This window comes from Nocardia sp. NPDC051981, assembly GCF_040680715.1.
In the GTDB taxonomy this organism is placed as follows: domain Bacteria; phylum Actinomycetota; class Actinomycetes; order Mycobacteriales; family Mycobacteriaceae; genus Nocardia.
This window is the reverse complement of the sequence record NZ_JBFAXK010000014.1, coordinates 163,320-183,665: the sequence shown is the minus strand read 5'-3', so window position 1 is coordinate 183,665 and position 20,346 is coordinate 163,320. Positions and strand designations below refer to the sequence as shown.

General features: G+C 68.8%; 21 protein-coding genes and 1 pseudogene. 5 read left to right on the top strand and 17 right to left on the bottom strand.

Going from position 1 to position 20,346, the window contains the following annotated elements; genetic code table 11:
- Positions 1 to 7 precede the first annotated feature (7 nt).
- Together AB0L60_RS24320 and AB0L60_RS24315 are read right to left on the bottom strand one after the other, a co-directional pair.
- Positions 8 to 718, bottom strand: a complete 711-nt coding sequence (locus AB0L60_RS24320) for a DUF6875 domain-containing protein (protein ID WP_364617743.1) — start codon at positions 716 to 718, stop codon at positions 8 to 10.
- Positions 719 to 908: 190 nt separating this feature from the next.
- On the bottom strand, positions 909 to 2,300 hold the full coding sequence (locus tag AB0L60_RS24315; RefSeq protein ID WP_364617741.1) for a glycine--tRNA ligase: 1,392 nt from the start codon (positions 2,298 to 2,300) through the stop codon (positions 909 to 911).
- A 311-nt stretch (positions 2,301 to 2,611) separates the two neighbouring features.
- Here AB0L60_RS24315 and AB0L60_RS24310 point away from each other — a divergent pair, with 311 nt between their 5' ends.
- The 3 genes from AB0L60_RS24310 (at position 2,612) to AB0L60_RS24300 (ending at position 4,299) form a co-directional block, all read left to right on the top strand.
- Positions 2,612 to 3,409 carry a hypothetical protein gene (locus AB0L60_RS24310; protein WP_364617739.1) on the top strand — a complete coding sequence of 266 codons (798 nt, stop codon included), beginning with the start codon at positions 2,612 to 2,614 and terminating at the stop codon, positions 3,407 to 3,409.
- Positions 3,410 to 3,489: 80 nt separating this feature from the next.
- A complete protein-coding gene (locus AB0L60_RS24305) occupies positions 3,490 to 3,885 on the top strand; it encodes a metalloregulator ArsR/SmtB family transcription factor (RefSeq protein ID WP_040861788.1) in 396 nt (131 codons plus the stop codon).
- A 3-nt stretch (positions 3,886 to 3,888) separates the two neighbouring features.
- A complete protein-coding gene (locus AB0L60_RS24300) occupies positions 3,889 to 4,299 on the top strand; it encodes a Fur family transcriptional regulator (protein WP_354835448.1) in 411 nt (136 codons plus the stop codon).
- A gap of 70 nt (positions 4,300 to 4,369) precedes the next feature.
- On the opposite strand, the gene AB0L60_RS24295 is transcribed toward AB0L60_RS24300, so the two are convergent.
- A complete protein-coding gene (locus AB0L60_RS24295) occupies positions 4,370 to 5,335 on the bottom strand; it encodes a hypothetical protein (protein WP_364617736.1) in 966 nt (321 codons plus the stop codon).
- A gap of 101 nt (positions 5,336 to 5,436) precedes the next feature.
- On the opposite strand from AB0L60_RS24295, the gene AB0L60_RS24290 reads away from it, so the two are divergent.
- Complete coding sequence (locus tag AB0L60_RS24290) at positions 5,437 to 6,069, top strand: TetR/AcrR family transcriptional regulator (protein WP_364617734.1); 633 nt, start codon at positions 5,437 to 5,439, stop codon at positions 6,067 to 6,069.
- Between the two features lie 29 nt (positions 6,070 to 6,098).
- Here AB0L60_RS24290 and AB0L60_RS24285 read toward each other — a convergent pair whose 3' ends face one another.
- The 4 genes from AB0L60_RS24285 to recO are packed head-to-tail and all read right to left on the bottom strand — an operon-like array spanning position 6,099 to position 8,397.
- Positions 6,099 to 6,506 carry a hypothetical protein gene (locus AB0L60_RS24285; protein ID WP_364617732.1) on the bottom strand — a complete coding sequence of 136 codons (408 nt, stop codon included), beginning with the start codon at positions 6,504 to 6,506 and terminating at the stop codon, positions 6,099 to 6,101.
- Positions 6,503 to 7,306 carry an isoprenyl transferase gene (locus AB0L60_RS24280; protein ID WP_364617730.1) on the bottom strand — a complete coding sequence of 268 codons (804 nt, stop codon included), beginning with the start codon at positions 7,304 to 7,306 and terminating at the stop codon, positions 6,503 to 6,505. The genes AB0L60_RS24285 and AB0L60_RS24280 overlap by 4 nt, the downstream gene beginning before the upstream one ends.
- A gap of 43 nt (positions 7,307 to 7,349) precedes the next feature.
- Entirely contained in the window at positions 7,350 to 7,589 is a 240-nt protein-coding gene (locus tag AB0L60_RS24275; protein WP_364617728.1) for a hypothetical protein, read from the bottom strand.
- Positions 7,590 to 7,605: 16 nt separating this feature from the next.
- Positions 7,606 to 8,397, bottom strand: coding sequence for a DNA repair protein RecO (recO, locus tag AB0L60_RS24270; protein WP_364617726.1), 792 nt, complete (start codon positions 8,395 to 8,397; stop codon positions 7,606 to 7,608).
- Positions 8,398 to 8,698: 301 nt separating this feature from the next.
- Between recO and AB0L60_RS24265 the strand changes: the two genes are divergently transcribed.
- A complete protein-coding gene (locus tag AB0L60_RS24265; protein ID WP_364617724.1) occupies positions 8,699 to 10,114 on the top strand; it encodes an amidase in 1,416 nt (471 codons plus the stop codon).
- 191 nt (positions 10,115 to 10,305) lie between these two features.
- On the opposite strand, the gene era is transcribed toward AB0L60_RS24265, so the two are convergent.
- The 10 genes and pseudogenes from era to hemW form a co-directional block, all read right to left on the bottom strand.
- Positions 10,306 to 11,259 carry a GTPase Era gene (gene era, locus AB0L60_RS24260; RefSeq protein WP_364617722.1) on the bottom strand — a complete coding sequence of 318 codons (954 nt, stop codon included), beginning with the start codon at positions 11,257 to 11,259 and terminating at the stop codon, positions 10,306 to 10,308.
- Positions 11,260 to 11,423: 164 nt separating this feature from the next.
- Positions 11,424 to 11,714 (bottom strand): annotated as a pseudogene (locus AB0L60_RS24255) (cytidine deaminase); the annotation flags it as partial.
- Positions 11,707 to 13,032 (bottom strand): hemolysin family protein, encoded by a 1,326-nt coding sequence (locus AB0L60_RS24250; RefSeq protein WP_364617720.1) that lies wholly within the window; start codon positions 13,030 to 13,032, stop codon positions 11,707 to 11,709. The pseudogene AB0L60_RS24255 and the gene AB0L60_RS24250, both read right to left, overlap by 8 nt.
- Entirely contained in the window at positions 13,029 to 13,586 is a 558-nt protein-coding gene (gene ybeY, locus AB0L60_RS24245; protein WP_357004316.1) for an rRNA maturation RNase YbeY, read from the bottom strand. Before ybeY ends, AB0L60_RS24250 begins: the two co-directional genes overlap by 4 nt.
- 22 nt (positions 13,587 to 13,608) lie before the next feature.
- Complete coding sequence (locus tag AB0L60_RS24240; RefSeq protein ID WP_364617795.1) at positions 13,609 to 14,679, bottom strand: PhoH family protein; 1,071 nt, start codon at positions 14,677 to 14,679, stop codon at positions 13,609 to 13,611.
- A gap of 208 nt (positions 14,680 to 14,887) precedes the next feature.
- Entirely contained in the window at positions 14,888 to 15,628 is a 741-nt protein-coding gene (locus tag AB0L60_RS24235) for a 16S rRNA (uracil(1498)-N(3))-methyltransferase (protein ID WP_364617717.1), read from the bottom strand.
- A 4-nt stretch (positions 15,629 to 15,632) separates the two neighbouring features.
- The gene (dnaJ, locus tag AB0L60_RS24230; protein ID WP_364617715.1) at positions 15,633 to 16,787 is read right to left on the bottom strand and encodes a molecular chaperone DnaJ; all 1,155 of its coding nucleotides are present in this window, start codon (positions 16,785 to 16,787) and stop codon (positions 15,633 to 15,635) included.
- A gap of 37 nt (positions 16,788 to 16,824) precedes the next feature.
- Positions 16,825 to 17,868: a heat-inducible transcriptional repressor HrcA gene (hrcA, locus tag AB0L60_RS24225; RefSeq protein WP_364617713.1), complete on the bottom strand. Its 1,044-nt coding sequence runs from the start codon at positions 17,866 to 17,868 to the stop codon at positions 16,825 to 16,827.
- A 219-nt stretch (positions 17,869 to 18,087) separates the two neighbouring features.
- Positions 18,088 to 18,942, bottom strand: coding sequence for an alpha/beta hydrolase (locus AB0L60_RS24220; RefSeq protein WP_364617711.1), 855 nt, complete (start codon positions 18,940 to 18,942; stop codon positions 18,088 to 18,090).
- 230 nt (positions 18,943 to 19,172) lie between these two features.
- Positions 19,173 to 20,333, bottom strand: coding sequence for a radical SAM family heme chaperone HemW (gene hemW, locus AB0L60_RS24215; RefSeq protein ID WP_364617793.1), 1,161 nt, complete (start codon positions 20,331 to 20,333; stop codon positions 19,173 to 19,175).
- Positions 20,334 to 20,346: the final 13 nt, after the last annotated feature.

The following is a 20,346-nucleotide window of genomic DNA, read 5'->3' as shown; positions in this document are numbered from 1 at the left end:
GAACTACCTAACTGCCGGCCGAGCAGGATGCGTCGTCGTCGGCGCCCAACTCGTAGGCGGGCACCAGGGCGGGATGAGATGTCAAGCGCTCCACCATGACCGAGCGCACGTGCGCGGGCAGCCCCGGCGCGAACTTGCGCACGAAGGCGTCGGCCCACTCCGGTCTGTCGAGCAGGAACGGAAAATCGGTCGTCATCATGCTGCGCACCACCAACATCGGCATCGGTGCGTCCAACGGCCGGAAATCCTTGTTCCACAGGCCCGCCTGGTCACAGCCCGGATAGAATTGCCCGAGCATGATGCCGCGTTCCACGAATTTGGTCTTGAATTCGTCGTGGATCTCATCGATCAGCGAACAATCCGTCAAATTCGGGAATACGGTGATCAATGCGCGCAGCACGGAGGTGGAACTGCCGTTCCCCGTGGGCAGTCCGGAATAGACCTCCAGCGCGTCACGGATGACCGCGCGCACCCACGTCGGCCGCGGCTCCACCGCTGGAACCTGCGCCAGCCACATCAGATCTCGCCGCATGGCCGGTCGTACATACGGGCAGACCGGCCCGTCGCGGCCCAGTTCGTCACTGGGTTGGGTCAGATAGGACTCGGCCCATGATCGAAATGCCGCCACCGTGGATCGGGCGGCAGGGCACGATGATCCGGTGTCCCCCAATGAGACCCATTGCAGCCCCGAGCGGGGGCCGATAACACGCTCGCTCATGACTCACCTCGGATGATCGAGCTACGGCAGAGATGCGCCGTTGCCCACATCCTTAAATAGTGCTCCGGTCATGGGCCGTTAACGTGAGTAGTCGGTTACCCAATTTCGAGACGCCGCCCCGGATTTCGGGGGCAATGGAATAAAGAAAAGACCGGTCAGGCATTGACCGGTCTTTCCTGTGAACCTGGGATCAGGCGCCGACGAGGCGCGCCGCCAGGTAGCCCTCCACCTGGTCGAGAGCGATGCGCTGCTGGGCCATCGAGTCCCGTTCACGCACGGTGACGGCCTGGTCCTCCAGCGTGTCGAAGTCGACCGTGATGCAGAACGGGGTGCCGATCTCGTCCTGACGGCGGTAGCGGCGGCCGATCGCCCCGGCGTCGTCGAAGTCCACGTTCCAGTTCCGGCGCAGCTGCGCGGCCAGGTCCTTGGCCTTCGGCGACAGGTCCGCGTTGCGCGACAACGGCAGGACAGCCGCCTTGACGGGCGCCAGGCGCGGATCCAGGCGCAGGGTGGTGCGAGTCTCCATGGTGCCCTTGGCCGTCGGCACCTGCTCCTCGTGGTACGCGTCGACCAGGAAGGCCATCAGCGAGCGGGTCAGACCGGCCGCCGGCTCGATCACGAACGGGATGAAGCGCTCGTTGGTGTTCTGATCGAAGAAGCTCAGATCCGTGCCGGAATGCTCGGAATGGGTCTTCAGGTCGAAGTCGGTACGGTTGGCGACGCCCTCGAGCTCACCCCACTCCGAGCCCTGGAAGCGGAAGCGGTACTCGATGTCCACCGTGCGGGTGGAGTAGTGCGAGAGCTTGTCCTTCGGGTGCTCGAACAGCCGCAGGTTCTCCGGGTCGATGCCCAGGTCGGTGTACCAGGCGAGGCGGGTGTCGATCCAGTACTGGTGCCACTGCTCGTCCTCGCCCGGCTTGACGAAGAACTCCATCTCCATCTGCTCGAACTCGCGGGTACGGAAGATGAAGTTGCCCGGGGTGATCTCGTTGCGGAACGACTTACCGATCTGCGCGATGCCGAACGGCGGCTTCTTGCGCGCGGTGGTCTCGACGTTCTTGTAGTTCACGAAGATGCCCTGCGCGGTCTCCGGGCGCAGGTAGTGCATGCCTTCTTCGGATTCGACCGGGCCCAGGTAGGTCTTCAGCATCATGTTGAAGTCCTTGGGCTCGGTCCACTTGCCCACGGTGCCGCAGTCGGGGCACACCACGAGCTCCATGGACACCGAGTCCGGGTTGTCGATCTTGTTCTTCTCGGCGTACGCCTCCTGCAGGTGGTCCTGCCGGTGCCGCTTGTGGCAGTTGAGGCATTCCACCAGCGGGTCGTTGAACACCGCGACGTGGCCCGAGGCCACCCACACCGGACGCGGCAGGATGATCGACGAGTCCAGGCCGACCACGTCGTCACGGCTGGTCACCATGGACCGCCACCACTGCCGCTTGATGTTCTCCTTGAGTTCGACGCCCAGCGGACCGTAGTCCCAGGCCGACCTCGTTCCGCCGTAAATCTCACCGCTCGGGTACACGAGACCCCGACGCTTGGCGAGATTGGCGACGGTGTCCACCTTCGACTTGGGTGCCACTTGAACAGTTCTCCATCCGTGTCCGGAAGATTGCAAAGGATTGAGAGCAGCCTATCGGTCGCGGGCAATCGACTTTGCACCCACTGCCCCTACAAGCTGGGGATGCTGCCGTGATCACTACCGCGCGATAGTGGACGAACGACACCGGTCGGCCCTGCGGGCCCGGCGTCGCGGCGATCCACAATCGAACAGGGGCGGGGCACATGCAGAACTATCCCTCCGGGCAGTACGACGACGGCCGCCCGGGACGACGCGCGCGGCGTACCTATCCCACTTGGCTCCCGAGCCCGCTTGTGCTGACGATCGCGATCATGGCCGCGCTCCTGTTCGGCGCGAGCTATCTGCTCAACTACCTCCAGGCCAAGCCCGCCGCGAGCACGGGCGCGCCACCGACGGTGAACCAGATCGCGCGCGTGGACCCGAAGCATCCCTTCGACAACACCCCCGCCGCCGTCTGGCAGGAGGGCGCGGCGGGAATCCAGCCGCCACCCGCCGCGGCGGTCGGCCGCTACTCCGCCGAGACCGTGGCGGCTGCCATGGATCGTGCCAAGCAATTGATCGTGGCGGCCCGCCTCGACCAGCACGTCCTGGAAACCTATGACGCCCAACCGGTTCTGACGCTGCTGGCGCCACACCAGGCCGAGAAGATACGGGCGAAGCTGACGCCCGGGAACGAGGCGCACACCTGGTGGGTCACGACGAAACTGGCACCCGGCTATCCGTTGCTGCCGGTGTCGCCGCGGGTCGCCGGCACCATGACGGCCGCACTGAACGACAAGGGCGAGTTGGCGATTCACACCAACTATCTGATCGCGTACGCCTTCGCCGCACCCACCGGCGGGGACTACACGGCCATGGACATCGTCGCGGTGGCGCGGCACGAGGTCGAATTCGACTGGGTCGAGGACTCGTCCTACGACCAGGACTCGCAGGGTATGTGGTTCGGCGACATCCAGGGCTTCGCCTATTCGGTCAACTGCGCCGTCTACGACCAGGGTTTCCTGGCGCCCAACTACAGCAATGCGCGTCCGGCCTACGCCCCGGATCCGCATCATCCCGAGTACTATTTCGACCCCTCGGTCCCGATTTCGCAGCAAAGCAATTGCTGACCCGACGCGCCGACTCCCTGTTTGACATGCGCACCCGTGCATATAAGAATGGCATCGGTTTCCAATAAGGAGTTGGTTCGATGACCACGGACAGCGGCGCGCCCCTGCGGCGCTCGCACGTCGCGACGGAGACCCCGGCCGCGATCCCCCACGACCCGTACCCCTACCGGTCGCCCCAGCCGCCGGCCGTGCCGTCGCGCACCATTCTGGACTCCGCCGGAGAACTATTGCGCGCACTGGCGGCGCCCGTCCGCATCGCCATCGTGCTCCAGCTCCGCGAGTCACCGCGCTGCGTGCACGAACTGGTCGATACCCTCGGAGTGACCCAGCCGCTGATCAGCCAGCACCTGCGCATCCTCAAGTCCGCCGGGGTGGTGCGCGGTGAGCGCACCGGCCGCGAGGTCATCTACGAACTGGTCGACGAACATCTCGCGCACATAGTCATCGACGCGGTCGCACACGCCGAGGAAGGGTGATCCGTGGGAACAAGCGAGAAGACCGTCGGGGTCCGCAGCACCCGTCAGCGCAGTGCCATCGCCGCCCTGCTCGCGGACATCGACGAATTCCGCTCCGCACAGGAGCTGCACGACGAACTTCGCAAGCGCGGTGAGGGCATCGGGCTGACCACGGTGTACCGCACCCTGCAGTCGCTCGCCGACGCCGGGATGGTCGACGTGCTGCGCACCGACACCGGGGAATCGGTGTACCGGCAGTGCTCCACCGGGCACCACCATCATCTGGTCTGCCGCCAGTGCGGCCGGACCGTCGAGGTGGAGGGGCCGACCGTGGAGGCCTGGGCGGACTCGATCGCCACCGAGCACGGGTTCACCGATATCAGCCACACCATGGAGATCTTCGGCACCTGCCAGAACTGCTGCCACAAGAGCTGACAGCCAGAAGTCGCGCGCCCCTTGTTCATCGAGCGAGGGGCGCGCGGCTTTTGCTGTCCGGGCGGTGAGTTCAGGCCGCGGGCACCAATTCCGGGGCGAGAGCCGGGACGGTCCGCCGAGTGCGGGCGATCCCCACACCGAGCAGGGCGAGACCGGCTGCGGCCCAGCACAGCAGGACCGTGAGCGGGCCCGCGATGGGGGCGTCACCGAAGAAGGCCGTCGAGCGGAGCAGGGTGGCGGCAGCGCCGGGCGGCAGCAGCTGGCCGATCTCCCCCCACGGCTTGGGCAGCAACTCGGGCGCGGAGGTGGCCCCGGAGAAGGGGTTTCCGACCAGCAGCATGGTGAGCGCGCCCAGGCCGATGCCCGCCGGACCGAGCACGGCGGCCAGACCGACCACGGTGCCGGCGACAGCCAGGGAGACCAGGCCGCTGATCGAGGCCATGGCCAGGTACGCGCCGGGGAGCAGGTCCAGCCAGCCCTGGACGATCGACATGCTCAGCAGCCCACCGGCGATCGCGAAAACGGCCAGACCGAGAGCGCGGGCGCGCAGCGACGGCACCAGCAGGGTCAGCAGCACGCCACCGGCCAGGCCGGACATGACCAGCGGGAGAACCATTGCGCCGAAACCGCTTCCGCGCGGATCGTGCACGTCCGCGGCGACCACGTCCTGCACCGGTGCCGCCTGCGCGCCGTCCAGCTGCTGCGCGAAGGCCGAGAGCTGCTGGGCCACAATCGGACTCGCGGCCGAGGCGATCAGCACCCGGGGCTGCCCACCGGTCAGGATGGCCCCGTATACATCTCGATGCTCGATGGCGTCGCGAGCGGTGGATTCGTCTGCGACGGTGCGGATGTCGAAGCCGCCGGGCTCGCGATCGGTCAGCTGCTTCGCGACCGCGGCGGCCTGCGGGCCGGTGATGGCGATGGGCAGATCCCGGGGCGCGACACGGGCGGCGGGCCAGGCGAAGGCGATGAGCATCAGGGCCTGAATGGCGGCCGCGGCGAGACCGAGGGCGAGGGAGCGCTGCAGTGTGTTCATGACACATCCAAAGAAAGCGAAGGTTCGTTCTTTTATTGAGGACAAGGCTGACACCCCAATGTCCCCTTGTCAAGAACGGATATTCGTTTTACTTTGGGCCCATGCCCAGAGTCAGCGAGGAACACCTGGAACGCCGTCGGCAGCAGATTCTCGACGCCGCGCAGTCCTGCTTCGCCCGCAAGGGACTGCACGCCACCACCATGCAGGACGTCTTCGCCGAATCCGGCCTCTCGGCCGGGGCGGTCTACCGGTACTTCAAGTCCAAGGACGACATCATCAAGGACCTCGCCACCGACGCCACCGTCGACCTGCGCGCGGCCCTCAGCGAAGCCGTCTACAGCGATCCGCTCCCCACGCCACCGGACCTGGTGCGCATCATGTGCGAGGCCATCGTCCGGCTCAGCGTCCCCGGCGGGCCGGTCCGCATCATCCCGCAGGCATGGTCGCTGGCCCTGACAGACGCCAATATCGCCGACTACGTCCGCACCAATATCCTCGGCATCCGCCGCCTCTGGTTCGACTACGCCGAGCGCATGCGCGACGTCGGCTGGCTCCCCCCGGACGCCGACACCGACGCGGTGGCCAAGATCTTCCTCGGCCTACTACCCGGCTTCATCCTGCAGCACCTCATCCTCGGCGACGTCGACCCCGACACCTTCGCGCACGGCATCACCGAGATCCTCCCCGACTACCGCCGCGCCGCCGAGGCCGCGGCCGAATCCGCCCGAGCCTGAACCGATCCCGGCGGCACCGGGTACCGGCGTCAGGGCAGCAGGCCCTGGCGCGCCCGGCCCGCACCGGAGAGGGTCAGCAGCAGAATGGTGGCCAGGGGCTCGTCCTCGAGTCCGGCGGCCGGGAAGGTGTAGCGCAGGATGACGTCCGCGAGCTTCTCGCGGGACACGACGGTGAGCGTGCCGAACTGGAGCGCGGCATTGCGTTCGGCGACCCGCTTGTGCAGCTGCGGCTTCACCGGACGATCCCAGGCCAGGATGCACATGAGCGCCAGCACATCCAGGCCGGGCGAGAGGTTGACGCCGCGCAGCGAGCACAGCGCGCCCTCGTACTCGAAGCCGAGGCCGCCGTCCTCCTCGCGAACCTCCACGCCGTAGCGCAGCAGCAGGGCGCGGGCGCGGTCCTGGAGCGCCTCGGCGGGGGTGAGCTGGTCGGTCATTTCACGCCTCCGAAGCGACGGTCACGCTTGGCGTACTCCAGGCACGCGTCCCAGAGGTTGCGGCGGTCGAAATCGGGGAAAAGCGTTTCCTGGAACACGAATTCGGCGTACGCGGCCTGCCAGATCAGGAAGTTGGAGGTGCGCAGTTCACCCGAGGGACGCAGAAACAGGTCCACGTCCGGCATATCGGGTTCGTCGAGGTAGCGGGCCACGGTGGCCTCGGTGATCTTCTCCGGATCGAGTTCCCCGGCGGCCACCCGGCGCGCGATTTCCCGTGCGGCGTCGGCGATCTCGGCACGACCGCCGTAGTTGACGCACATGGTGAGGGTCATCACCGTATTGTCCCGGGTGAGCTCCTCCGCGATCTCCAATTCCTTGATCACGCTGCGCCACAGGCGCGGTCGGCGGCCGGCCCAGCGCACCCGCACACCCATCTCGTGCATCTCGTCGCGGCGGCGGCGGATCACATCGCGATTGAAGCCCATCAGGAAGCGCACCTCGTCGGGGCTGCGCCGCCAGTTCTCGGTGGAGAAAGCGTAGGCCGACAGCCACTTCACGCCCATCTCGATACAGCCCTCGACGGTGTCCATGAGCACCGCCTCGCCGCGCTCGTGGCCCGCGGTGCGGGGCAGCCCGCGCTCCTGGGCCCAACGGCCGTTGCCGTCCATCACCAGCGCCACATGCCTGGGCACGAATTCCGCCGGAATCGCCGGCGGCTTCGCCCCCGACGGATGCGGCGACGGCGGCCGCACAACACGCTGCTCAGTCGATGACTTCCGGTTCCCGATCACGACCACCATCCTGCCCGACGCTCCGTGCGGCCGGACGGCGCCCACACCATTGCTACTGGACCTCCACATTTCCTCCACCGGACGGCGTACGGCGGCAGGGAAACCGGCATTTCCCCGCCGCCGAGCGCCTGGCCGGCCAGCTGGGGAGACTGTCGAGGTAGGCGCGGTAGCTCCCGAAGGGCAGGACGGCGTCGTAGACCAGCTCGCCGCTCGGGGTGAACTCCGAGATGCGGGGCGTCATGCCCCAGCTGACCAGGGTATTGCCGTTCGGCAGGGCCTGGGCGTTGCCCATGGCGGGGGTGTCAGCATCAGCCGATGGCGGCACGGGGACGCCCGGCCACCGCATCGCGCTCGACGGCCTCGTGCGGGCGGGTGCGCTCGATGAGCGGCAGCGTGCGCAGCTGCCGTTCCAGGTGCCACTGCAGATGCGCGGCAATGAGACCGCTGGCCTGGCGTCGCATGGCGTCGGAGACGGCGTCGACGCCGGACCAGTCGCCCCGATTGAGAGCACTCATGTGGTCGAGAACGCCGACCATGGGCGTGGCCGCGCCGGGCGGACGGCAATGCACGCACACCGCGCCGCCCGCGGCCACATGGAAGGCGCGGTGCGGGCCGGGGGTGGCGCAGCGGGCGCAGTCGTCGAGGGCGGGGGCCCAACCGGCGAAAGCCATGGCGCGCAACAGGTATGCGTCCAGGATCAGTTCGTGGGGACGACGGCCCAGCGCGATGGCGCGCAGCGCGCCGGCGGTGAGGGTGTGCAGGCGGGCGGCGGGTGCGCCCTCCTCGCCGGCCAGGCGCTCGGCGGTCTCGAGCACGGCACAGGCGGTGGTGTAGCGGCCGTAGTCGGCGACGATGTCGGCGGCGAAGGTCTCGACCGTGTGCACCTGGGTGACGGTGTCGAGATTGCGGCCCGGATGCAGCTGCACATCCACGTAGGCGAACGGTTCCAGCCGCGCCCCGAACTTGGAGCGGGTGCGCCGCACACCCTTGGCGACCGCGCGCACCAGGCCGTGCTGGCGGGTCAGCAGCGTGACGATGCGGTCCGCCTCGCCCAGCTTGTGCTGGCGCAGCACCACCGCCTGATCCCGATACAACCGCACCGCAACAGTCTCGCACGCGCGACCGACCGGACCACGACGAGTTACCGGGTGTGTGCCGATTAGAAGTTCGTTGGCCGGCGATTGGCCGCGCGACGCACGCTGAGCGCGACCCTCGGACCGAGGAGTCGGATGCGCTACACCGGCACACCGCTGGTGTGGATCGCCGTGGGACGCATCGGCCGCGCCCTCGCCGCCGATGAGGCGTGATCGGCCACTGCCCGGTCGATCACGCCGCCACACGTTGGACGTGTGACCAGAATCGCGCTAGGTTACTCCCGAGTACGGGAGAGACGGGATTCACATGACACTGGCGTCGGTTGGCGAACTCGGGCTGGCGGAACTCGCGGCGGCACTGGCGGCAGGCACACTCACCTCGGTCGAGGCGACCAGCGCGGCGCTCGACCGGATCGAGGCCAGCCAGGGGACGCTCAATGCCTTCCGGATCGTGCGACGGGCCGAAGCGCTCGCCGAGGCCGCCGACGCCGACCGCAAACTCGCCGCCGGACACCGCGAGCCCCTGCTCGGAGTGCCGCTGGCCATCAAGGACGACACCGACTTGACCGGCACCCCAACGGCTTTCGGCTGCGGCGGCGAATTCCCCGCCAAGACCGAGGACGCGGAGTCGGTGCGGCGGCTGCGCGCGGCCGGGGCGGTCATCGTCGGCAAGACCAATACCTGCGAGCTCGGACAGCTGCCGTTCACCAGCGGAGACGCCTTCGGGCACACCACGAATCCCTGGAGCGCCGGCCACACCCCGGGCGGGTCGTCCGGTGGATCCGGCGCAGCGGTGGCGGCCGGATTGGTGCCCGCCGCACTGGGATCCGACGGCGCGGGCTCGGTGCGCATCCCGGCCGCCTGGAACAACCTGGTCGGCATCAAGCCGCAGCGCGGCCGCATCTCCACCTGGCCGCTGCCGGAAGCCTTCTACGGGCTCACCGTGAACGGCCCGCTGGCCCGCACCGTCGCCGATGCGGCGCTCCTGCTGGACGCCGCCGCCGGACCTCATCCGGGCGACCTGCACACCCCGACCGCACTGCGCGTCTCCGACGCCGTCGGCCGCGATCCCGGCCGCCTGCGCATCGCGCTCTCCCTGCGAATCCCGTTCACCGCCACCAGGACCACGCTCGACCGCGAGGTGGAGGCCCGGGTGCACGCCACCGCCGCCACGCTGCGCCGCCTCGGTCACGAGGTCACCGTCGCCGACGTCCACTACGGCGTGCTGATGGGTGCGACCTTCCTCCCGCGCTCCATGGTCGGCATCCGCGAGGCGCTGGACCGCCTCCCCGGCGCGCAGGTGGATCCGCGCACCACCCACAATGCCGCCGTCGGCCGCATCCTCTCGCCGCTGCTGTCCGCCGCCCGCCGCGCAGAACCCCTGCTGCGCTTGCGAACCGGCCGCATCTTCGACGATTTCGACCTGGTGCTGGCCCCCACCACGGCCACCCCGCCGCCGGGCGTCCACGAGATCGACGACATCGGCAGCTGGGCCACCGACGAACTCATCACCGCGGCCTGCCCCTACACCTGGCCCTGGAATGTCGTCGGCTGGCCCGCCGTCAACATCCCCTCCGGCTTCACCGCCACCGGCCTCCCCGTCGGCTCCCAGCTCATGGGCCCCGCCAACTCCGAACCGCTCCTGGTTTCCGTTGCGGCCCAATTAGAATCGGAGCTGGAATGGCACAAGAACCGCCCGACACCCTGGTGGCCCCAGCCCTGACCGGCAGCCAGGAGGCGGCCCTGTCCGACGCACTGACGGCCTGGACTACGCGCCGACGCGTCCGCCCCACAGGGACATACGCCCAGGCGACGCCGGGTCCCACGCCGCGGCGACGCCGAAATCGCCGACAGCACAGGGCGATCCGCTGAATCTGCCCGCGGCCGCCCAGGTGGCCGCGGGCAGGCAGCAGGTCAGAAGCCGAGCTTGCCGAGCTGCTTCGGGTCGCGCTGCCAGTCCTTGGCGACCTTCACGTGCAGGTGCAGGTAGATGCGGGTGCCGAGGATGTGCTCGATCTGCTTGCGAGCGTTGGTGCCGACCTCCTTGAGGCGGGCGCCGCCCTTGCCGATGATGATGGCCTTCTGGCTGGGGCGTTCGACGTAGAGAAGGGCGTGGACGTCGAGCATGCCCTCGGCGGAGCGGCGGCCGTCGGTCTCCTGATCCTCGTTCTCCTCGCGCTCGAGGACCTCCTCGATCACCACCGCCAGCGAGTGCGGGAGCTCGTCGCGGACGCCCTCGAGGGCCGCCTCGCGAATGAGCTCGGCCATCAGGACTTCCTCGGGCTCATCGGTGAGTTCACCGTCTGGGTAGAAGGCCGGGCCTTCGGGCATCTGGGAGGCGATGACGTCGACGAGCACCTCGACCTGCTCGCCCTTGACCGCGGAGACCGGGACCACCTCGGCCTCGGGGCCGAGCAGCTGGGACACGGCCATGAGCTGGTGGGCGACCTGGTCGCGACTCACCTTGTCGATCTTGGTGACCACACCGAGCAGGGTCGTCTTGGGCGCCATGGTCTTGATCTGATCGACGATCCAGCGGTCACCCGGGCCGATCTTCTCGTCCGCCGGAATGCAGACGGCGATGACGTCGACTTCCGAATACGTATCGCGCACCAGGTCGTTGAGGCGCTGGCCGAGCAGGGTGCGCGGCCGGTGCAGACCGGGGGTGTCCACCAGGATCAGCTGTGCGTGATCGCGGTGCACGATGCCGCGAATGGTGTGCCGCGTGGTCTGCGGCCGCGAGGAGGTGATGGCGATCTTCTGCCCCACCATGGCATTGGTGAGCGTGGACTTGCCGGTATTCGGCCGACCCACGAAACACACGAAGCCGGACCGGAATTCACCGCTGTCCTTGCCCTGGCCGCTCACTCGAAAACCTCCGATTCGGTCTCCACATCGAAGCCCGCCGGGATCTCGCGCTCGCCGGCCGCGTCACCCTCCGTGGGCTGCTGTGCCGCAATAGGATTCTCGACGCCGTAGTCCGCGGGCGTACCGGCCTCCAGCACGTCGAACACCGCGCCCTTGGCATCGGTGAAAATGATGCGCGCCGATGGCGAAACCTCACGCACCGCCGACACCCCGGGATCCGACAGCTTGCCCGCGACCACCACGGCCGCCTCGAAACCGCCTGCGCCACTGGAGGTCGCGGCCGCCACCGCCGACTGCAACGCGGTCAGCTTCAGCGCGGTCAGCTCCACGGTCCCGGCCGCGTAGGTGCGTCCGTCCGAATCACGCACGGCCGCGCCGCCATTGCCGCCGGTGCGGCCCATGGCGCCACGGGCGAGGACCAACAGCTTGTTGTCCTCCGCATCCAACTCAATCATCGGCCTCTCCATCCTCGTGTGCTTCGTCGGCCGGTTCATGTTCCGCCGGTTCGGTTCTCGTCTGCTCCGGGCTCTTACGCACCACCACGGTGTGGATCCGCATGCGGCCGCGCGCGTCGGCCGCGCCCTCCCCCTTCAGTTGCAGGCCGTGGATGACGGCCTTGGAGCCGGGCAGCGGGACGCGGCCCAGGGCGTGGGCGAGCAGACCGCCGACGGTGTCGACGTCCTCGTCCTCGATCACCATGTCGAACAGCTCGCCCAGGTCGTCCACCGGCAGTCGCGCCGAGACCCGGAACTTGCCCGGGCCGATCTTCTCGATCGGCGCGATCTCGTCCTTGTCGTACTCGTCGGCGATCTCGCCCACGATCTCCTCGAGGATGTCCTCGATGGTGACCAGCCCGGCGATGCCGCCGTACTCGTCCACCAGCACCGCCATATGGTTTCTGCGCCGCTGCATTTCGTCCAGCAGCGCGTCCAGCGGCTTGGAGTCCGGCATGAACACGGCGGACCGCATGACCTGCCGCACCTTCACCTTCCGGCTCCGATCCGCGTACGGCACCAGATCTTTCAGATAGACGACACCCAGAATGTCGTCGACGTTCTCGCCCACCACCGGAATTCGCGAGTGCCCCGATCGCACTGCCAGCGACATGGCCTGCGCCGCAGTCTTCTCCGCCTCGATCCACACCATCTCGGTGCGCGGCACCATCACCTCGCGGGCCGGGGTGGTGTCGAGCTCGAAGACCGACTGGATCATGCGGCGCTCGTCGGCATCCACCACGCCGCGCTCCCCCGCCAGATCCACCACCTCGCGCAGCTCGATCTCGGAGGCGAAGGGGCCGTTGCGGAAACCCTTACCGGGGGTGATCGCATTACCGATCAGGATCAGCAGCCGGCTGATCGGGCCCAGCAGCGAGCCGATGGCCTGCAACGGCAGCGACGCGCCCAGCGCCAGCGAATACGCGTGCTGGCGGCCCAGCGTGCGCGGCCCGACACCGATCACCAGATAGTCGACCAGCACCATGACCGCCGCGGTGATCAGCAGCGCCGGGCCCTCGTCCAGCCAGTCCATGAGCACCGCCGCCAGCAGCACCGTCGCGGTGATCTCGCACGTGAGACGCAGCAGCACCATGAGATTCACATAGCGCGGCCGATCCGCGATGATGCGCGCCAGCCGCGCCGCCCCGGTCCGGTCGGCACGCACCAGATCCTCCACGCGCGCAGGCGAAATCGTGTTCAGCGCCGAATCCAGTGCCGCGAACACGCCACCGGCGGGGACCAGGACGATCGCCAGCAGGAGCAGGACGAATGAATTCACGCCGGGCCCAGCGGATCACCGGTGGTGTCGGTGAATCCGGTCTTGCCCAGCAGCCGCTGGTCGCGCTCGGCGAGCTCCGCGCGGCGCATTTCCTGGCGCACGTTCTCGTACCAGCCCTCCAGCAGGGAGGCCTGCAGCGCGAACATCTCCTTCTCCTCCTCCGGCTCGGCATGGTCGTAGCCGAGGAGGTGCAGAACGCCGTGCACGGTCAGCAGCGCCAGCTCGTGATCCATGGAGTGCCCGGCCTTCTCGGCCTGCTGGGCCGCGAACTCGGGGCAGAGCACGATGTCGCCGAGCATGGAGGGGCCGGGCTCGGCGGCATCGGGCCGCCCGCCCGGCTCCAGCTCGTCCATGGGGAAGGACATGACATCGGTGGGACCCGGTAGGTCCATCCAGCGCATGTGCAGATCCGCCATGGTGTCGAGATCGACCAGCACCATCGACAGCTCGGCCGCCGGATGCACATCCATCTGACCGATGACGAACCGCGCGACGCTGACCAGTTCTTCTTCGGATACCTCGATACCCGATTCGTTGGCGATCTCGATACTCACCCGATCAGCCTAGAGGGAGAGGTCAGCGTCGCTCTCCTCGGCTCGCGGCACGTCGCTGCGCCCGATTGCCGGGATAGTGGACCGCGGCCGGGGGCCGCGACTCCGCCTCGAACCGGTCGTAGGCGTCGACGATCTCCCCGACCAGGCGATGACGGACCACATCGGCGCTGGTGAGCTCGGCGATATGGATGTCGTCGATGCCGTGCAGGATCTCCGTCGCCGCGCGCAGACCCGAGCGCGCGCCGTGCGGCAGATCGACCTGGGTGATGTCACCGGTCACCACGATCTTGGAACCGAAGCCCAGGCGGGTGAGGAACATCTTCATCTGCTCGGCCGTGGTGTTCTGCGCCTCGTCCAGAATGATGAACGAGTCGTTGAGCGTGCGACCGCGCATGTAGGCCAGCGGGGCGACCTCGATGACACCGGCCTGCATGAGCTTCGGGATCGCCTCCGGATCCATCATGTCGTGCAGGGCGTCGTAGAGCGGGCGTAGGTACGGGTCGATCTTCTCGTTCAGCGTGCCCGGCAGGAAGCCCAGCCGCTCGCCCGCCTCGACCGCCGGCCGGGTCAGGATGATGCGGTTGACCTGCTTGCTCTGCAACGCCTGCACGGCCTTGGCCATGGCCAGATACGTCTTGCCGGTACCCGCCGGGCCCACCCCGAACACGATGGTGTGCGCGTCGATGGCGTCGACATAGCGCTTCTGATTGAGCGTCTTGGGCCGGATGGTCCTGCCGCGCCGGGACAGGATGTCCAGGCTCAGCACCTCTGCCGGAGAATCCGAGGAGCCCTCGGTGAGCATGGAGTAGGTGTGCCGCACGGCCTCGGGCGAGACCACCCGATTGCGCGCGGTGAGCGCGACCAGCTGCGCCACCACACGTTCCGCCAGCGCGACATCGGCCGGTTTGCCGGTCAGCGTGACGGAATTGCCGCGGACGTGGATGTCGGCATCGAGGAGGCGCTCGAGCTCACGCAGGTTCTCGTCAGCCGAACCCAGGAAACCGAACACCGATTCCGGTGCCAATTCGATACTGGAACGAACGGTCCGCCCCGCCGGTCCGGAACCGTTGACGCCGGCGCCGATGCCGGCAATGGGTGTGCTCTGATCGCCGATTTCGCCTGGTGTTCTCAAAAGTGGCTATGGCCTGCTTTCCGGTCTCGATGCCGTTTTCGTTGACAGAAGTTTACCGCCGCCCACCGACACCGCCCAGTGAATAGACGGCTACCAGCAGGGGCAACACACCGGCGTCATCCAACTGCCGCACCCCCGAATCCATTCCGTGGCGAACCGGCGCGGGCGGCTACCAGCGCGGGGTGAGCGCGCCCAGCGCGCCGAGGGCGACGGCGGCCGCGGTGGAGGTGCGCAGCACGGTCGGGCCGAGCAGGACCACGTCGGCGCCCGCGTCGGCGAGGGCCTTCAGTTCCGAGTCGTCGAGGCCGCCTTCGGGACCGACGATCAGGACCACTTCGGGGACGCCGGTGAAAGAAAGGTCGGTCAGGCGGGATTCGCCGGACTCGTGGAGAGCGGCGACGATCGCGCCGTTCGCCTTCGCGGTGCGGACCAGGTCCAGCAGGTCGCGGGTGGTGTGGAGGTCGGCGACGTCCGGGATGTAGGCGCGGCGGGATTGGCGGGCGGCCTGTTTGGCGGCGGCCCGCCACTTCTCGACGCCCTTGCGGGCCTTGGCTTCCCAGTTGGAGACGCAGCGCAGGGCCTGCCAGGGGACGATGACGTCGGCGCCGGCCTCCGTCATGAGTTCGACCGCCAGTTCCGAACGGTCGGACTTGGGCAGGGCCTGGACCACCGTCACCTGCGGGGTCCAGGGCGCGGCCACCCGTTTGGCCAGCACCTTCAGTTCGAGGCGATCCTTCTGGGCCGCAACCACTTCCGAGTCGGCGAGGATCCCGTGCCCGTCGGAGAGGGTGATGGGTTCCCCGACCCGGATGCGGCGCACCGTGGCGGCGTGGCGGCCCTCGGGGCCGTCCAGCACCGCGGTCGCACCCGGTTCGGGAATGTCGTCGAGGTAGAAGACGGTGGCGGCCAACGGATCAGCGTCCGCTGAAGGAGGCGCGCAGGCGCGCGAACAGGCCCGAGTTGTGCTCGGACTGCGCCGAGAGGACCTCGGTGTGCTCGTTCGCCCGCATGCCCTTGTACTTGCGCAGCAGGTCGGCCTGCTTGGAGTCGAGCTTGCTCGGCACCACGATGTCGAGGTGCGCGATCAGGTCGCCACGCGAGCTGGCGCGCAGCTTGGGCATGCCGTGGCCGCGCAGCACCGACGCCTCGCCGGGCTGGGTGCCCGCCGGGATGGTCAGCTCCACCGGGCCGTCGAGGATGGTGTCGATGACGACGGTCGTGCCGAGCGCGGCGTCCACCATGGGAACGCGAATGGTGCAGTGCAGGTCGTCGCTGTCGCGCACGAAGGTGTCGTGCGGCTGCTCGACGATCTCCACGTACAGGTCGCCGGCGGGGCCGCCGCCCGGGCCGACCTCGCCCTGCGCGGCCAGCCGCACCCGCATGCCGTTGGCGACACCGGCCGGGATGGGCGCGGCGATCTCGCGGCGCGAGCGCACGCGGCCGTCGCCGCCGCACTTGCGGCAGGGGTCGGGGATGGTCTCGCCCGCGCCCCGGCAGGTGGGGCAGGGGCGGGAGGTCATGACCTGGCCGAGGAAGGACCGCTGCACGGTCTGCACCTCGCCCGCGCCGCCACAGGTCTCACAGCGCACCGGCTTCGAATTGCCGTTGGTACCGGAGCCCTGGCACAGGTCGCAGAGGATGGCGGTGTCGACGGTCAGGTGCTTGGTGACACCAACCGCGCACTCCTGCAACGACAGTCGCGTGCGCAGCAGCGAATCCGCGCCCGGCTGCACACGGCCGCGCGGCTTGCGGGTGCCGCCGGAGGCGTTCATGCCGCCGAAGAACGCCTCGAACACGTCGCCGAGGCCACCGAATCCGGCGCCGGAGAAGCCGCCGCCCATGCCGCCGGCGGATTCCAGCGGGTCACCACCGAGGTCGACGATGCGCCGCTTCTCCGCGTCCGACAGCACCTCGTAGGCCGTGGAGACCTCGCGGAACTTCTCCTGGGCCTCCGGGTCCGGATTGACGTCGGGATGCAGTTCACGCGCCAGCTTCCGATAGGCGCGCTTGATCTCCTGGTCGGTCGCACCGCGTGCGACTCCGAGCAGTGCGTAATAGTCCCGTGCCACGTGCGCTCTCTAGTCCTGTTTCGTCTTCTGTGCCTGCTCACCGTTCGGCGAGCACCTCACCGATGTATCGGGCGACAGCCGCCACCGAGGCAATGGTCCCCGGGTAGTCCATGCGGGTCGGTCCGAGCACCCCCATCCCTCCGAGCACCGTACCGGTCAGCCCGTAGCCGGTGGACACCACGGCCGTCCCGCGCATCTGCTCGACCTTGGTCTCCTCGCCGATCTGCACCGTCACGGTACCCGGGACCTGTGCCGCGGCCAGCAGCTTCAGCACGATCACCTGCTCTTCGAGGGCCTCTAGGACCGAACGCAGCGAACCCGGGAAACCGTTCCCGGCGAAGTCGGAGGCATTGCGGGTGAGGTTGGCGGTGCCGCCCAGCACCAGGCGCTCCTCCGGATGCTCGACCAGCGTCTCGACCAGCACGGTGGAGACGCGGATGAGCACATCGCGGAGCTTGGGCGACGGGGAGTGCTCGGGGAGTTCGGCGACCGAGGCGGACGCGGCGGCCAGGCGCTTGCCGTCCATGGCCTTGCCGAGCATGCCGCGCAGGGCGGCCAGATCGTCCTCGCTGACGACGGTGCCCAGGTCGACCAGGCGCTGGTCGACGCGGCCGGTATCGGTGATCACGACCAGCAGCAGGCGGGCCGGGTTGAGCGCGACGACCTCGATGTGGCGCACGGTGGACGCGGACACGGTCGGGTACTGGACCATGGCGACCTGCCGGGTCAGCTGGGCCAGCAGGCGGACGCCGCGGCGCAGCACGTCGTCGAGATCGACGCCGCTCTCCAGGAATTCCATGATCGCGCGGCGTTCCGCGCCGGACAGCGGCTTGACCTCGGAGATGTGGTCGACGAACTGCCGGTAGCCCTTGTCGGTGGGGATGCGGCCGGAGGAGGTGTGCGGCTGGGCGATGTAGCCCTCGGCCTCGAGCACCGCCATGTCATTGCGGACGGTCGCGCTGGAGACACCCAGATTGTGCCGCTCGACCAGGGTCTTGGACCCAATGGGCTCCTTGGTCGCGATGTAGTCCGCGACGATGGCCCGCAGGACCTCGAGCCGTCGTTGCTCGGTGCTCGACATGATGGCCCCACCTCCTTGCTCGCCCTCGGGTACGCCTCGTGCACGCCCGAGCCCTCCGCGGCAGGAAGCAGCCGATCATTCGGCACCGGCCACGCGGATTTCCCGGATTATCTCCTCCAGTTTAGTGTCCCCGGCGCAAGTCGCTGTGCCACCGCCCGCCACCTGGGCGGAGTCGGCGCATGTGCTGTGCCGGATGTCCGCACGTGCCGTGTCCCGGTGTCACTGACCGGCGGCGGCCTCCACGACTGCGGCCACGTCGGCCGGATGGGAGACGAGGCCGGCGTGGGAGGCGTCGATCGAGGAGGTGTGGGCGTTCATGCGCTTGGCCATATCCCATTGGGACGCAGGGGGAATCACGCGGTCGGCGGTGCTGACCAGATACCAGCTCGGGGTGGCGGCCCAGGCGGGCGAGCCCGAGGGTTCGACGTTGGCGGACAGGGCCAGGGAGTGCTGGCGGGCGGCCATGGCGGCGGCGGTGGCCGGATCGACGTCCTGGGCGAAGACGTCGGGGAAACTGGCGGGGTCGATGTAGGCGTCCACATTCCTGTCCGCGATCCCCTGCTGGTCGTTCACCACCTTCAGTCGCAGGGCGAGGGTGAGTTGCGAGCCGGGGTACTGGATCGGATTCAGTTCCAGCAGTGCGGCTTCACCCTGGGTCGGCGCGAAAGCCGAGATGTAGACCAGGGATTCGATCTTCGAGTCGTGCACATTGCTGATCACGGTGCCGCCGTAGGAGTGGCCGACCAGTACGATCGGACCCGCGATGCCGTCGATCGTGCGCTGGATCGCCGCCGCGTCGTAGGCGGGACCGCGCAATGGATTCTCCGGCGTCACAACGGAATAGCCGTCGGCGCGCAGCTGGGCTGCCACGCCGTCCCAGCTGGAGGAGTCGGCGAAGGCGCCGTGCACCAGCACGATCGTGGGCATGGGCGCAGCCGTGGCCGGCGCCGCGGCGAGTAGGGTCACGACGAGCGCCAACGCTACCGCGGCGGCACTCCCGCGGCCGGCGGTGTGACCGGCCCGGGCACGAAGGCGATGCAGGAGTTCGACGGGTCGCACCAGTGGCTTCACCATGAGATGTCCTCGGGCCGAAGGTTGTTCGGGACGCTTCAGTGCGCGGGCCGCGGCCGAGGCTCCGACCGCGATACAGACCGGCTGTACGAAATCTCCGTCCGTCAATCTAGTCCGCACCGACCGGTTCTACCCGATGTTCGCCGATCTCCGCAGGTCACAGCCCGAGTCCGAGGCCGATGCGGAACGAAAACGGTCGGTCCGGCCGGCCCCATCGGGCGAAGGCGCCGAGGTCAGCCCAGGAGGGTGCGGACAACACCGTCCGCGAGCAGTCGGCCGCGGTCGGTGAGAATCAGGTGGTCGCTCACCCGCTCGGCCAGGCCATCGGCAATGACGCCGTCGGCGGCGGCGCGGCCGTCGGCATCGAGATCGGCCAGCGGGAGGCCCGTCCGGAGCCGGACGGTGAGCATCACGCGCTCGGTGTAGCGCTCCTCGGGCGTGAGGGACTCCCAGCCCGCGGCGGGGAGGGCGCCGGTGGTCACCCGATCCGCGTAGCGCGCCGGGTGTTTCACGTTCCACCAGCGGACGCCGCCGACGTGACTGTGCGCGCCCGGCCCGGCACCGAGCCAGTCGCCGCCGTCCCAGTAGCCGAGGTTGTGGCGGCAGCGGGCCGCGTCGGAGGCGGCCCAGTTGGAAACCTCGTACCACCGCAGGCCGGCCGCGGCCAGGCGGGTGTCGATGCGCTCGTAGCGGGCGGCGAGCACGTCGTCGTCGGGGGCGGGAAGTTCGCCGCGCCGGACCCGGCGGGCCAGGGCGGTGCCGTCCTCGACGATCAGGGAGTAGGCCGACACATGGTCGACCCCGGCGGACAGCACGGCATCGAGGCTGGCGTCGAGGTCGGCGTCGGTTTCGCCGGGCGTGCCGTAGATGAGGTCCAGATTGACGTGCTCGATGCCCGCCGCACGAGCTTCCTTGGCCGCGGCCACGGCCCGGCCGGGCGTGTGAGTCCGGTCCAGGATCTTCAGCACGTGCTGGGCGGCGGACTGCATGCCGAGCGAGACACGGTTGTACCCGGCCGCACGGATGCGATCGAAGAATTCGGGCGAGGTGGATTCCGGATTGGACTCGGTCGTCACCTCTGCCCCGGGCGCGAGCGTGAAGTTCTCGCGAATGGCGTCGAGCACCCCCGCGAGCCCGTCCCCACCGAGCAACGACGGCGTGCCACCGCCCACGAACACGGTCTCCACCGCCGGCGCGGCGGACGGCAGTTCGTCGAATTCCCGTGCCGCCGTGGCAAGTTCACCCTTCAGCGCCTCGAACCAGGATTGCGGCGACGACGAACTCCCCAGCTCCCCCGCCGTGTAGGTGTTGAAGTCGCAGTACCCGCACCGCGTCGCGCAGAACGGCACGTGGATGTAGATCCCGAACGGCCCGCCCCCGAAATCGCGCAGCACCGGCACGTCGGCG